Here is a 14,286-nt window from a genome sequence, read left to right as displayed (position 1 = left end):
AGTGGATACGAATCAGTATTTGGAAATTTTCATTGAAGAAAGTAAAGAACATTTACAAGCAATGAATGAGCATTTATTAGGGCTAGAAAAAGATCCTGGGAATATTGGGATTGTCAATGAAGTCTTTCGATCTGCCCATACATTAAAAGGAATGTCAGCTACAATGGGGTATGAAGATCTCGCTGATTTGACACATAAAATGGAAAATGTACTCGATGCGATTCGCAATCATAAAATTGCTGTTACACTAGAAATTATGGATATTGTCTTTTCTTCTGTTGATGATCTTGAAGCGATGGTAAACGATATTTCTTCTGGCGGTGATGGGAAGCGGGATGTAACTGAAATCGTTACGAAACTGCTGGAAATTGAACAGGGTGAAACGCTTTTGCCACCTGTAGTAACAAGAGAAGAGCCTTCTGTATCACTAAAATCAGATCTTCAATACGATGAATTTGAGCGTACTGTCATCGAACAGTCTAAAGAACAGGGCTTTACATGTTATGAAGTCGCAATCTTTTTACGTGCTGATTGCGTGTTAAAAGCAGCTCGCGTGTTCATGATATTTGAAGTGCTTGAAAAATGTGGTGAGGTGATTAAATCAGTTCCTCCTACTGAAAAATTGGAAGAAGAAAAATTTGATGAATACTTCACGGTTACGCTTATTACGCAAGAACCGGCAGAAGATATTGAAGACAAAGTAAAAAAAGTATCGGAAGTTGATCAAGTGACCGTCATAGAAGTCGCAAATTTGAGTATGAATGGGCCACATCAGGAAGAAGCTGCTCCTGCGCAAGAGCAGAAACAAATGGACGTGAAACAAGAAACAAAACCAACGGTAAAGAAAATGGACGACGTTAAAGAGACAAAGCATGCTGTAACGAATAAGACAATTCGTGTTAACATTGAGCGTCTTGACATTTTAATGAATTTATTTGAAGAGCTTGTCATTGATCGCGGCCGTCTTGAGTCGATCTCAAGCGAACTGAACCATTCCGAATTAAATGAAACAGTTGAGCATATGTCACGCATTTCAGGTGATTTGCAAACGATTATTTTGAATATGCGTATGGTACCAGTCGAAACAGTCTTTAACCGCTTTCCAAAAATGGTCCGCCAGTTGACGAGGGATTTAAACAAGCAAGTAAACCTCGAAATTATCGGTGCAGAAACCGAGCTTGACCGGACGGTAATTGATGAAATTGGCGATCCGCTCGTTCATTTAATCCGCAACGCGATGGATCATGGTATTGAAATGCCAGCAGACCGTGTTGCAAAAGGAAAATCAGCTGAAGGCACAGTAAAACTAAAAGCATACCATAGCGGAAATCATGTCTTTATCGAAATTGAAGATGATGGAGCAGGTATTAATAAAGATAAAGTATTAAGAAAAGCATTGGATAAAGGAATTGTCACAGAGGAACAGGTGCTTACACTGAGTGACCGCCAAATTTATGAACTTATACTAGCATCTGGCTTTTCAACAGCGGATAGTGTCTCTGATTTATCGGGGCGCGGTGTCGGTCTTGATGTTGTCAAAACAACGATTGAATCACTCGGTGGCTCGATTACAATTGATTCGGTTGAAGGGTCAGGGTCAATTTTCTCCATTCAATTGCCGTTAACACTATCGATCATTTCCGTCATGCTTGTAGAAGTGGAGAAAGAAAAATATGCGATCCCGCTTTCCTCTATTATTGAAACGGCGATTGTCAAGAAGGACGAGGTGTTGAATGCCCACAACCAGCAAGTCATTGATTTTCGCGGCAAAGTCGTTCCACTTCTATTCCTTGAAAATATTTTCTCTGTTCCACGTCAAGATGATAATGATCGTTTCTATTCGATCGTTATTGTTAGAAAGGGTGAAAAAATGGCCGGTCTCGTCGTTGATTCCTTTATCGGTCAGAAAGAAGTCGTCTTGAAATCACTCGGTAACTATTTAACGAATGTATTTGCTATTTCAGGAGCAACGATATTAGGTGACGGACAAGTGGCGCTTATTGTAGACTGTAATGCGCTTATTAAATAAGAAGGAGGTAGGGCTATGAGTGAGACAAGTGCTCCAAGCGCTGTGAAAGTCATTGCTTTTCAATTAGTAGATAAAGAGTATGCTTTGCCTGTTCATCAAGTCTACTCCATCGAAAAATTAATGCACATTACGCGTGTGCCCGGCACTGTGCCATTTGTAAAAGGCGTGATCAATTTGCGTGGCGTTGTGACACCCATTATCGATTTACGCAGCCGATTCGGCTTGACAGACGAAAAATACGATGACACAACGCGCATTATTATTGCGGCGCTCGACGATACAGAAGTCGGTCTTATTGTGGATGGAGCAAATGACGTACTTGACATCCCTCTTGATGCGATTGAGCCACAACCCGAAGTTGTAGGGTCCATGGGTGATGAATATATTACAGGAGTTGCTAAATTGGGAAAAAGGCTGCTCATTATGCTTAGTCTTGAAAAGATCTTTAAATAAAGGCGGTTCGTGATGAACTACATTGATAATATTCAGCCCATCCATCTCGATATTTTAAAGGAAGTTGGCAATATAGGAGCAGGTCATGCAGCAACGTCGCTGTCTATTCTCTTAAATAGAAGAATTGATATGAAAGTACCGAGTGTACGCATTATGCCTTTTTCAGAAATGATGGAATTAACCGGCGGATCTGAAAAAGAAGTGGTCAGTGTCAGCCTTCGAATTGAAGGAGAAGCGGGTGGGAACATGTTTTTTATACTCACAGTCGCAGAAGCAGACCGCTTTATTCGTAAGTTAATGTCAGATCATCTATTTACATTTCAAAATCGCGAAGCACAGCATATTGGTTTTTCAGCCATGCAGGAAATGGGGAATATATTATCCGGATCTTATTTATCTGCGCTGAGCGATTTTACGCACTTAAAACTGCAGCCGTCGGTACCGGAACTTGCCATCGATATGTTCGGTGCGATCATTAGTTACGGTCTGCTTGAAATTTCACAATACAGCGACTATGCCATTGTGATCGACACCGTATTAACCGAGCTTGAAGATGACAATGTGGAAACCGTGAAAGGACATTTCTTTTTACTGTTATCTCCCGAATCATTTCCGACTATATTCGAGGCACTCGGAGCTGGATACAGTGAATAACGTGCGTGATGTTGTCAAAGTAGGAATTGCCGATATGAATGTCGTTCAAGCGCCAGAAACGATACGTACGTCGGGGCTTGGTTCTTGTGTCGGAGTTGTTATATATGATGAAATAGCTCGAATTGCAGGAATGGTTCATGTCATGCTACCGGACTCCAGCCTTGCGAAATCAGGTGCGAAAAACGAGGCGAAGTTTGCGGATACGGGTGTGCCGGCGATCATAAAAGAGTTAACACAAAGCGGTGCACGCTCATTTCGCTTAAAAGCAAAGATCGCAGGCGGTGCGCAAATGTTTCAGTATAAGTCCGGTTCTGATTTGATGAAGATCGGCCCACGGAATGTTGAGGCAGTCAAACAACAGTTGAAAATCGCCCGTATTCCGATTCTTGCCGAGGATGTTGGTGGAAACAGCGGACGAACGATTGAATTTGATCCATTAACATCTATTCTACATATTCGGTCGGTCAATAAAGGCGAACAGCAGTTGTAGGCAAAGCAGCGGACATAAGACCGCTGCTTTTTTGTGCATAATGTTGGCAAATACATGACTTTTCTTTAAACTATTATTAATGAAAGAAATAATTCGTACCGGATGATGTCCGTTGATGGGGGGATGAAATGACGAAATTAACGCCGTACGAAGAGCAAGATTTGTGGGAAAGGTGGAAAAGAGATAAACATCCAGATGATGGAGATGCGCTCGTGGCCCGTTATTTACCTCTTGTAACATTTCATAGCAGGAGAATTGCTTCAACACTTCCAAAAGCAGTGAGTAGAGAAGAAGTGACAAGTTTTGGTTTATCGGGTTTATATGATGCACTTTTAAAATTTGAGCCCTCACGTGATTTGAAGTTTGATACATATGCATCGTTTCGAATACGGGGTGCGATTTTAGACGGTTTGCGGAAAGAGGACTGGCTTCCTAGGTCTGCCCGGGAAAAATCGAAAAAAATTGAAGCAGCCACATCTATGCTTGAACAACGCTATTTGCGGGCAGTGACAGCAGAAGAAGTAGCAGAAGAACTTGGTGTAACAACGGGTGAAGTACAAGATACGATCGCTGAACACTTTTTTTCACACATTTTATCGATAGACGAGCAGGTGAATGAACTAGATCAGCCGGATGGACCGGGGGTTGCATTGAAAGATGACCGGAAAATCTCACCAGAGGAAGAGCTCGTAAAGCAAGAACAAATGAATGAGTTAGCTGTTCAAATTGAAAAGCTGACAGATAAAGAGCAACTCGTCATTGCCCTTTTTTATAAAGAAGAGTTAACACTGACAGAAATTGGTGAGATTCTCGAATTGTCGACGTCTCGCATTTCACAAATTCATTCAAAAGCATTATTTAAATTAAAACAGCAGCTTGTGAAGAAAAAGTAATCATTCAATTTGGATGAAATTGGTCAAGGAGCGCGTATGATAACAATTTTAATCACGACATCCTTTCTAATGCATGGGGTCAGTTTGTTTGCACTTATCTTATTATTTCAACGGCAAAATAATATGAAGCAGACAGAAAAGAAAATGATACAAACGGCTGCGGAAACAGAAGAGATGATGTCAGCATTTTTAATGGAATTAAAAGAAGAAAATGAGCAGTTGATCAAACAGTTGTCAAAAAAAGAAGCGGAGCGCAAAAAGCCGGTACCAATCCTGAATGAAGCGCCACAGGATGATCTGCTTGTGCTTCCACCGATCATCCCACGGGCATCCGTGGCTAAAGCATATTCAAGCGTGAAAAAAGAGCCAAAAAAGCCGGTAAAAGAACAATCTGCGTCAGAACGGATGATGGAATTGAAAAAACAAGGATTCTCTGAAGAAGAGATTGCACGCGAATTAAAAATAGGCGTTACAGAAGTTCAGATCGGCTTAAAATTTTATCGGCCGCAATAAAATGGTTGCGGGGCGCGAAGTGTTATGGTATAGTAACTAACGGTGTTAATACACACGTCTTTTGATTCAGGCAGACGGTGCCGTCCGTGACGGAATTTGTCTGAATAGGATAAAGGCGGAGGAAATCTAACCAAACAGGAGGAAACAAACATGTCAGTAATCTCTATGAAACAATTGCTTGAAGCTGGTGTTCACTTTGGCCATCAAACTCGCCGCTGGAACCCTAAAATGAAAAAATACATCTTCCAGGAACGTAACGGGATCTATATCATTGATCTTCAAAAAACAGTTCGTAAAGTGGAAGAAGCGTATAAATTTGTAAGAGAAGTTGCCGGCGACGGTGGTAAAGTATTGTTTGTTGGGACGAAAAAACAAGCACAAGATTCTGTGAAAGAAGAAGCAGAACGTTCAGGTATGTACTATGTAAACCAACGCTGGTTGGGCGGTACACTTACAAACTTCTCTACAATCCAAAAACGTGTTCAACGTTTAAAAAACATCGAAAAAATGCAAGAAGATGGTACATTTGACGTACTTCCGAAAAAAGAAGTTGTTAAACTTAAAAAAGAACATGAACGCCTTCAAAAATTCCTTGGCGGTATTCGCGATATGAAAGGTCTCCCAGATGCCCTTTTCATCATCGATCCGCGTAAAGAGCGTATTGCAGTTGCAGAAGCACGTAAATTGCATATTCCAATCGTGGGGATTGTTGATACAAACTGCGATCCAGATGAAATCGATTATGTCATCCCTGCAAATGATGATGCAATCCGCGCCGTAAAACTTTTGACTGGTAAAATGGCTGACGCTGTTCTTGAAGCGAAGCAAGGGGAAGAAATCGCAGAAGTTGTTGCTGTAGAAGAAGTACAACAAGTTGAAACAGCAGAAGCTGCAGCTGAGTAATGAACAAAAAAGGTGATAAGAGGGATACCCTTATCATCTTTTTTTGAAACTAGACAATCAAGAAACAAGGTTCATTCGAGAGCGAAAAGTGCGGCGTCCTGTCGCAACGCTTTCATGATTCACATTGCGGGTCACACTCTACATATTGATTGAAGGAGGAACTATAATGGCTATTACTGCACAAATGGTAAAAGAGCTTCGTGAAAAAACAGGCGCAGGTATGATGGACTGCAAAAAAGCATTGGTTGAAACAGAAGGTAACATGGATCAAGCAGTTGACTTCCTGCGTGAAAAAGGTATTGCAAAAGCGGCGAAGAAATCAGATCGAATCGCTGCTGAAGGAACAACTTATATTACAAGTGAAGGCGACACAGCGGTTATTCTTGAAGTGAACGCTGAAACAGATTTCGTTGCGAAAAACGAAAACTTTCAAGTTCTTGTGAAGGAAATTGCAGAACATCTTCTTGCCAACAAGCCAGCTACTGTTGAAGAGGCGCTTGCGCAAACAATGAAAAATGGCAAAACGGTTGATGTGTATGTTAACGAAGCCATTTCTAAAATCGGTGAAAGACTATCCCTTCGCCGCTTTGAAATCCGCACAAAAGGCGAGAATGCTGCATTTGGTGAATACTTGCATATGGGCGGACGTATTGGTGTTCTTGCTGTCCTTGAAGGAACAACTGACGCAGCAGCAGCGAAAGATGTTGCAATGCATGCAGCAGCATTGAATCCGAAATATGTTTCACGCGATCAAGTGTCTGAAGAAGAGGTAGCACGTGAGCGTAAAGTATTGACGGAACAAGCGCTTAACGAAGGAAAGCCTGAAAAAATCGTTGCTAAAATGGTGGAAGGCCGCCTTGGGAAATTCTTTGAAGAAGTGTGCATCTTGGACCAAGGATTTGTTAAAGATCCAGATCAAAAAGTACGTCAATTCCTTGAATCTAAAGGCGCAACATTAACAGAATTCACTCGCTATGAAGTTGGTGAAGGTCTTGAGAAACGTCAAGAAAATTTTGCTGAAGAAGTTATGAACCAAGTGAAAAAATAACGATTCTTTTTCCGTCGGACGGAATGGAATAAGTGAAATCCCTTGCCGATCTGGTGAGGGATTTCATGTACATTACAGATGGAGGTCTACATGAGCCAGCCTAAATATAAACGCGTTGTATTAAAATTAAGTGGTGAAGCATTAGCAGGAGAAGCAGGTTTTGGTATTAACCCTGCAGTCATTCAATCAGTTGCTGAACAAGTAAAGGAAGTAAGTGAACTGGGCGTAGAAGTGGCAGTCGTCGTTGGTGGCGGAAACATATGGAGAGGGAAGATCGGTAGTGAAATGGGCATGGATCGTGCCACAGCCGATTACATGGGGATGCTGGCAACAGTCATGAACTCGATGGCATTGCAGGATAGTCTTGAACAGCAAGGCATTGAAACACGTGTGCAAACATCCATCGAAATGCGTCAAATAGCGGAGCCATATATTCGTAGACGGGCGATTCGCCATCTCGAAAAAGGACGTGTCGTTATTTTTGCTGCAGGCACAGGAAATCCATACTTTTCAACAGATACAACAGCTGCGTTACGCGCTGCTGAAATTGAAGCAGAAGTTATTTTGATGGCGAAAAATAATGTAGACGGCGTATATAGTGCAGATCCAAAATTGGACAAAGATGCAGTGAAATATGTGGAATTGTCCTATCTTGATGTCATTAAAGAAGGACTGGCGGTCATGGATTCAACAGCTTCTTCATTATGTATGGATAATGATATTCCACTTATTGTTTTCTCGGTTATAGAAAAAGGGAATATTAAACGCGTGATTATGGGTGAAAATATCGGAACAATCGTAAGGGGGAAATAATCTTGGCACAACAAATTATTAACCAGACAAAAGAGAGAATGGATAAAGCAATTCAAGCATTTACACGTGAACTTGCATCAATCCGTGCGGGACGTGCAAGTGCGAATGTGTTAGACCGTATCACAATTGATTATTATGGAGCACCGACACCCGTTAATCAGCTCGCTTCTATTAACATTCCAGAAGCGCGTCTATTAGTGATTCAACCGTATGATAAAACATCATTAGGTGATATTGAAAAGGCACTTTTGAAATCTGATCTTGGCTTAAATCCGTCGAATGATGGAGCGGTCATTCGTTTAAACTTCCCGGCTTTGACAGAAGAGCGTCGGAAAGAACTGGCGAAGCTCGTAAAGAAAGAAGCAGAAGAAGCGAAAGTGGGGATACGTAATATACGCCGTGATGCAAACGATGACTTGAAGAAAAGTGAAAAAAACGGTGATATAACAGAAGACGATCTTCGCGGTTATGCAGAAGACGTTCAAAAACAGACGGATGATTATATTCGCAAAGTCGATGAAATTGCTAAAGATAAAGAACTAGAGATTATGGAAGTGTAATATGTTAATTAGCAAACCCTCTTCTTATGCAAGAGGGTTCTTTTTTGGAATTTATCGCTCTATTTACTATGAAATCGACTTATATGGTAAAATGTATAGGAAAGAAGCGATGTGGAGGATCTTTTATGGGACATAAACCGTGGTTTTGGCAATCAAAACAAACAGGTCAAACAGCCAATTCAGAAGAAAATGTGCCTGAACATATTGCCATCATTATGGATGGAAATGGCCGGTGGGCAAAAAAAAGGGCTTTACCGCGTATTGCTGGACATAATGAAGGCATGAAAACCGTACGGAAAATTACCCGCAGTGCCAATCGGATGGGGGTAAAGGTGTTGACGCTCTATGCATTTTCGACAGAGAATTGGAAACGTCCCAAAGTGGAAGTTGATTTCTTAATGAAATTGCCGGAAGAATTTCTATCTACTTTTTTGCCGGAATTAATAGAAGAAAATGTTCGTGTTGAAATGATTGGCGATATAGAGAAGTTGCCTGTTCATACGAAACGGGCTGTTCAAAATGCAATGGATAGAACGGCTGGCAATGATGGGCTTATTTTAAATTTTGCTTTAAATTATGGCAGCCGCTCAGAGATCGTCAACGCTGTACAGGCGATAATGAATGATATACAATCGGGTGTGCTTGAAAAAAGTGATGTGACAGATGAAACGATTTCTCAATACTTAATGACCAGTCATTTACCGGAGCCTGATTTACTCATTCGTACAAGCGGTGAACATCGTCTGAGCAATTTTATGCTGTGGCAACTTGCTTACACTGAATTTTTCTTTACAGACGTATTATGGCCTGATTTTTCAGAAGAAGATCTTCTTGAAGCAGTGGCTGTTTTTCAAAAAAGGTCACGGCGCTTCGGAGGGTTGTCGTGAAGAACAAGCTGGAGGATAAAGAATTATGAAACAACGAATTGTAACGGGCGTCATTGCAGCGGCTCTATTTTTACCAATTGTTACGTATGGCGGGTGGCCGTTTGTCATACTTGTTTATATGATGAGTGCCACTGCGGTAGTCGAAGCGTTAAGAATGAAAGGCGTTCCGGCTATTTCGCTGCCCGCGCTTTTATCTGTCATGCTTTCATTCATGTTAATCATGCCAGGGGCTGTTGCGGATAAATGGCAGAATGCGGGATACGGGAAGTTGGAATTATTACTTGTTTTTGTATTACTTTTCTTAGTGTATACAGTCGTAACGAAAAATCGATTTACATTTGATGAGGCGGCTTTTTGCGTTCTGACTCCACTTTATATAGGCTTCGGATTTTCATATGTGATTGAAACGAGAGAAGCGGGTGTTCTATTCGTCTTTTTCGCATTACTCATTACATGGGCAACAGATACCGGTGCTTATTTTGTTGGACGTTCGATCGGCAAACGGAAGTTATGGCCCGAAATTAGCCCGAATAAAACAGTAGCAGGTTTTTATGGCGGGATTGGCTCCGCTGTTTTGGTGGCCATTATTCTTTTATTTTTTGTCGAATTTGAGGCAAATCCATTATGGGTACTGATGGCAACGGCATTATTATCGGTTGCAGGACAAATTGGTGACCTTGCTGAATCGGCTATGAAACGCCATTATGGTGTGAAAGATTCGGGTACATTACTTCCGGGCCATGGAGGAATATTAGATCGGACAGACAGCTGGCTGTTCGTATTTCCGCTTTTACATATACTTCAATTGCTGTAAGGGGGATGATTTTTTGAAAACGATAAGTCTGCTAGGAGCTACAGGCTCGATAGGTTTACAAACGCTTGATATTATTAGAAAACACCCGGAAAGGTTCAGATTATCTTCTTTTTCCGCTGGAAAAAACATAGATGTAGTACGGCAGATTATCAATGAATTTAAGCCTGATCTCGTATCTGTTCTCGAGAAAGATGAAGCAAACCGGTTGAAGATAGAGTATCCTCATATTAGTGTTTTGCATGGAGAAGAGGGGCTTGAAGCGGCAGCGGTCGATGAAAAAGCAGATACGCTTGTAAATGCCGTTCTCGGCAGTGTGGGCTTACAGCCGACGTTAAAGGCGATTGAGTCAGGGAAAACAATTGCAATTGCGAATAAAGAAACGCTTGTGACAGCCGGGCATATTGTGACGGAAGCTGCAAAAAAAGCGGGTGTTAAGCTATTGCCGGTCGATAGTGAGCATTCAGCGATTTTTCAATGTATGCAGGGAGAACATGAAAAAAACGTAAGTCGTCTCATTTTAACAGCATCAGGTGGAAGTTTTCGTGATAAAAAAAGAGAAGAACTTGTAAACGTGACAGTTGAGGAAACATTGAATCATCCAAACTGGTCAATGGGTGCTAAAATTACCGTTGATTCTGCGACGATGATGAACAAAGGACTTGAAGTGATTGAAGCGCACTGGCTTTTTAACTTGCCATATGATCAAATAGATGTTATTTTACATCGAGAAAGCATTATTCATTCGATGGTTGAGTTTCACGACCGTTCTGTTATGGCGCAGCTCGGTTCACCAGATATGCGTGTACCGATTCAATACGCATTGACATGGCCGGATCGCTTTCCGCTGCCGGATACAGCACCGCTTGATCTTGCTTCCATTAGCAAACTTCATTTTGAAAAAGCGGATTATAACCGGTACAGGATGCTTCATCTTGCATACGAAGCAGGAAAAATAGGAGGCACGATGCCGGCAATGATGAATGCGGCGAATGAAGAAGCCGTAGCGGCCTTTCTTGATAGCAAACTTACATTTTTGCAAATTGAAGAAGTAGTAGAACGGGCAATGGAACAGCACAGCCCAATTGAGTCACCAGAGCTGGGTGCGATTATCGAAACCGATGCAGAAGGGAGAGCGTTTGTACGCTCATTCTTATCATAAAAAGGTGGTTAGAACCGTTTGAATACCGTAATCGCGTTTATCGTTATCTTTGGATCACTTGTTTTCTTCCATGAGCTCGGCCATTTTATATTCGCTAAACGAGCAGGCATATTATGCCGTGAGTTTGCGATTGGATTTGGACCGAAAATTTTTGCTCATAAAAAGGGAGAAACGGTTTATACGATCCGGTTGCTGCCGCTCGGCGGATATGTCCGAATGGCCGGTGAAGACCCGGAAATGACCGAATTAAGAGCCGGACAGCGTATTGGCGTTATATTTAATGAACAAGATGAAGCCATTCATTTAATTGTTAATGGTCGTGATCGCTTTAAAGAGGCGCGTGTGATCGAAATTGAAAAAGCGGACCTTGAACACGAACTGATCATCACTGGCTATGAAGAGGGCGAGGATGAATTAAAAACATTCCGTGTTCACCGTGAAGCGTTAATGACAGAAGATCATTTAAGCACCCAAATTGCGCCGTATGATCGTCAGTTTAATTCCAAAACATTGCCTAAGCGCGCAATGGCTATTTTTGCAGGGCCATTGTTTAATTTTATCCTTGCGTTTATCATATTTGTTGTTCTAGCGATGATTCAAGGGATCCCGACAAATGAGCCCCAGCTTGGGGAAGTCATTGAGGGGGGCGCGGCAGTGGAAGCAGGATTGCAAGAAGGTGACCGTATTATATCGATTGACAATGAAATAATGTCGTCATGGGAAGATATCGTCACTGTTATTCAAAAAAGTCCGGGAGAAGAGCTCGCATTTAATATTGAACGAGGTGAGGAACAGCTGACGATTCCTGTTACACCATCAGCTCAAGAAGCAGAAGGCAAAACGTATGGGATGATTGGTGTATACACCCCGTTTGAGAAGTCGTTTTTTGGAGCATTTGTTTATGGAGCCAAAGATGTTTATGCCTGGACCATTCAGATTATTCAATTGCTAGGTACAATCGTAACAGGTCAATTTACGATTGACATGTTATCGGGACCTGTTGGCATATACGTGTCTACGGATACCGTTGCTCAATCAGGAATTTTGAATCTCGCAAAATGGGCGGGCGTTTTAAGCATTAATCTAGGTATTATGAATTTACTTCCACTGCCTGCTCTTGATGGAGGCAGACTGTTGTTTTTCTTTTATGAAGCAGTGCGTGGTAAGCCGGTTGACCGTCAAATGGAGGGAATGATCCATTTTGTTGGTTTCGCGCTTTTAATGCTATTAATGATTGTTGTCACATGGAACGATATACAGCGATTCTTTTTATAATAAACAGAACTAATAATTTTTCTAGTCGAGGTGCGATTGAATGAAGCAAAGTAAAACGTTAATTCCAACAATGAGAGAAGTACCGGCTGATGCCGAAGTAAAAAGTCATCAACTCCTTCTCCGCGCCGGCTTTATCCGGCAAAATGCGAGCGGAGTGTACAGCTACCTGCCACTCGGTAAAAAAATGCTTCACAAAGTAGAAGACATCGTCCGTGAAGAAATGGACGATGCGGGAGCAGTAGAATTATTAATGCCTGCCTTGCAGCAGGCAGAGCTCTGGCAGGAATCAGGCCGTTGGCAAACGTACGGACCGGAATTGATGCGTTTGAAAGACCGTCATTCACGTGAATTCGCACTTGGCGCTACACATGAAGAAGTCATTACGACTCTCGTTCGTGATGAAGTGAAATCATATAAACGCCTGCCGCTCACACTTTATCAAATCCAAACAAAGTTTCGTGATGAAAAACGGCCACGTTTTGGCTTGCTTCGCGGCCGTGAATTCATTATGAAAGATGCCTATTCATTTCATTCTTCTCAGGAGAGTCTGGACGAAGTCTATGATCGTTTATTTGAAGCATATTCGAATATATTCCGTCGCTGCGGGTTGAATTTTCGTGCTGTTATTGCGGATTCAGGAGCTATGGGTGGAAAAGATACCCACGAATTTATGGTATTGTCTGAGATCGGTGAAGACACAATTGCGTATTCTGATACATCGAGCTATGCAGCAAATATTGAAATGGCACCGGTTGTGACGGTTTACAAGAAGAATAATGATGAGCAAAAAGTACTTGAAAAAGTAGAAACGCCGGATTCTAAGACGATTGAATCTTTGGCGGCCTTTTTAAATGTACCGGCTGAACAGTGTGTGAAAACACTCGTCTTTAAAGTAGACGAAGAAATAGTCATCGTACTCGCACGTGGCGATCATGAAATTAATGATATTAAATTGAAAAACTTCTTAAACGCTGGAACGGTCGAAATGGCAACGGAACAGGAAGCGGCTCATCTTTTTGATGATGCAACGTTCGGTTCACTCGGTCCAGTAGGTGTGCCGGCAGATGTCAAAATCATTGCTGATCAGGCTGTTCAGTCGCTTACAAACATTGTCTGCGGTGCAAATGAAGACGGATGGCATTACGTGAATGCAAATATTGAACGTGATTTTCATGTATCTGAATTTGCGGATCTTCGTTTCATTTTGGAAGGCGACCCATCACCTGATGGAAAAGGAACCATTCAATTTGCGAAGGGCATTGAAGTCGGCCATATATTCAAACTTGGTACACGTTACAGTGAAGCGATGAATGCTGTATACTTGGATGAAAATGGCCGTACACAGCCGATGATTATGGGCTGTTATGGCATTGGCGTCTCGCGTATTGTAGCGGCGATTGCGGAGCAGTTCAACGATGAGAACGGATTCGTCTGGCCAGCTAACCTTACCCCATTTGATGTACATTTAATTCCGATTAACGTGAAAGATGAAGCTCAGGTGAATGCAGCAAACATACTTTATGAAAGGCTACGGCAGTCAGACTTCAGCGTATTAATGGATGATCGTACCGAGCGTGCAGGCGTTAAATTCACAGACAGCGACTTAATTGGCTTGCCCATACGTGTCACAGTCGGTAAAAAAGCGGTAGAAGGTATAGTGGAAATTAAAGTACGTAAAACGGGTGACGTTATTGAATCATCTGTTGAAAATGTAGTCAACGTTATTCGTGACTTGCAAGGAACGATTTAAAAAAGAGGATGAGCGGCAAATGCCGGTCATCCTCTTATACGTAAG

General features: G+C 41.9%; 15 protein-coding genes. All 15 read left to right on the top strand.

Going from position 1 to position 14,286, the window contains the following annotated elements:
• Window position 1 precedes the first annotated feature (1 nt).
• The 15 genes from BLL40_RS05915 to BLL40_RS05845 all read left to right on the top strand — a co-directional run bounded on the left by BLL40_RS05915 (window position 2) and on the right by BLL40_RS05845 (window position 14,241).
• Entirely contained in the window at window positions 2–2,029 is a 2,028-nt protein-coding gene (locus BLL40_RS05915) for a chemotaxis protein CheA (RefSeq protein WP_073710995.1), read from the top strand.
• Window positions 2,030–2,044: 15 nt separating this feature from the next.
• A complete protein-coding gene (locus tag BLL40_RS05910) occupies window positions 2,045–2,482 on the top strand; it encodes a chemotaxis protein CheW (RefSeq protein WP_073710994.1) in 438 nt (145 codons plus the stop codon).
• Between the two features lie 12 nt (window positions 2,483–2,494).
• Complete coding sequence (locus BLL40_RS05905) at window positions 2,495–3,136, top strand: chemotaxis protein CheC (protein WP_073710993.1); 642 nt, start codon at window positions 2,495–2,497, stop codon at window positions 3,134–3,136.
• Complete coding sequence (locus BLL40_RS05900) at window positions 3,129–3,626, top strand: chemotaxis protein CheD (protein ID WP_083566348.1); 498 nt, start codon at window positions 3,129–3,131, stop codon at window positions 3,624–3,626. The genes BLL40_RS05905 and BLL40_RS05900 overlap by 8 nt, the downstream gene beginning before the upstream one ends.
• Window positions 3,627–3,754: 128 nt before the next feature.
• Window positions 3,755–4,519 (top strand): FliA/WhiG family RNA polymerase sigma factor, encoded by a 765-nt coding sequence (locus BLL40_RS05895; protein ID WP_073710992.1) that lies wholly within the window; start codon window positions 3,755–3,757, stop codon window positions 4,517–4,519.
• Window positions 4,520–4,555: 36 nt separating this feature from the next.
• Entirely contained in the window at window positions 4,556–5,032 is a 477-nt protein-coding gene (locus BLL40_RS05890; protein WP_073710991.1) for a DUF6115 domain-containing protein, read from the top strand.
• Window positions 5,033–5,182: 150 nt separating this feature from the next.
• Window positions 5,183–5,935, top strand: coding sequence for a 30S ribosomal protein S2 (gene rpsB / locus BLL40_RS05885; protein ID WP_073710990.1), 753 nt, complete (start codon window positions 5,183–5,185; stop codon window positions 5,933–5,935).
• Between the two features lie 166 nt (window positions 5,936–6,101).
• A complete protein-coding gene (gene tsf / locus BLL40_RS05880) occupies window positions 6,102–6,983 on the top strand; it encodes a translation elongation factor Ts (RefSeq protein WP_073710989.1) in 882 nt (293 codons plus the stop codon).
• A gap of 90 nt (window positions 6,984–7,073) precedes the next feature.
• Window positions 7,074–7,796, top strand: a complete 723-nt coding sequence (gene pyrH, locus BLL40_RS05875) for a UMP kinase (RefSeq protein ID WP_073710988.1) — start codon at window positions 7,074–7,076, stop codon at window positions 7,794–7,796.
• Between the two features lie 38 nt (window positions 7,797–7,834).
• Window positions 7,835–8,356, top strand: coding sequence for a ribosome recycling factor (gene frr, locus BLL40_RS05870; RefSeq protein ID WP_425429401.1), 522 nt, complete (start codon window positions 7,835–7,837; stop codon window positions 8,354–8,356).
• 125 nt (window positions 8,357–8,481) lie between these two features.
• Entirely contained in the window at window positions 8,482–9,243 is a 762-nt protein-coding gene (locus BLL40_RS05865; RefSeq protein ID WP_073710986.1) for an undecaprenyl pyrophosphate synthase, read from the top strand.
• A 25-nt stretch (window positions 9,244–9,268) separates the two neighbouring features.
• Entirely contained in the window at window positions 9,269–10,057 is a 789-nt protein-coding gene (locus BLL40_RS05860; protein WP_073710985.1) for a phosphatidate cytidylyltransferase, read from the top strand.
• Window positions 10,058–10,070: 13 nt separating this feature from the next.
• Window positions 10,071–11,216, top strand: a complete 1,146-nt coding sequence (dxr, locus tag BLL40_RS05855) for a 1-deoxy-D-xylulose-5-phosphate reductoisomerase (RefSeq protein WP_073710984.1) — start codon at window positions 10,071–10,073, stop codon at window positions 11,214–11,216.
• Window positions 11,217–11,234: 18 nt separating this feature from the next.
• Window positions 11,235–12,491 carry an RIP metalloprotease RseP gene (rseP, locus tag BLL40_RS05850; protein WP_073710983.1) on the top strand — a complete coding sequence of 419 codons (1,257 nt, stop codon included), beginning with the start codon at window positions 11,235–11,237 and terminating at the stop codon, window positions 12,489–12,491.
• 40 nt (window positions 12,492–12,531) lie between these two features.
• The gene (locus BLL40_RS05845; RefSeq protein ID WP_073710982.1) at window positions 12,532–14,241 is read left to right on the top strand and encodes a proline--tRNA ligase; all 1,710 of its coding nucleotides are present in this window, start codon (window positions 12,532–12,534) and stop codon (window positions 14,239–14,241) included.
• Window positions 14,242–14,286: the final 45 nt, after the last annotated feature.

Source organism: Domibacillus mangrovi, assembly GCF_001906925.1.
Lineage (GTDB): Bacteria > Bacillota > Bacilli > Bacillales > Domibacillaceae > Domibacillus > Domibacillus mangrovi.
Note: the sequence above shows the minus strand (reverse complement) of the source record. Positions and strands in the feature narration are given on the sequence as shown.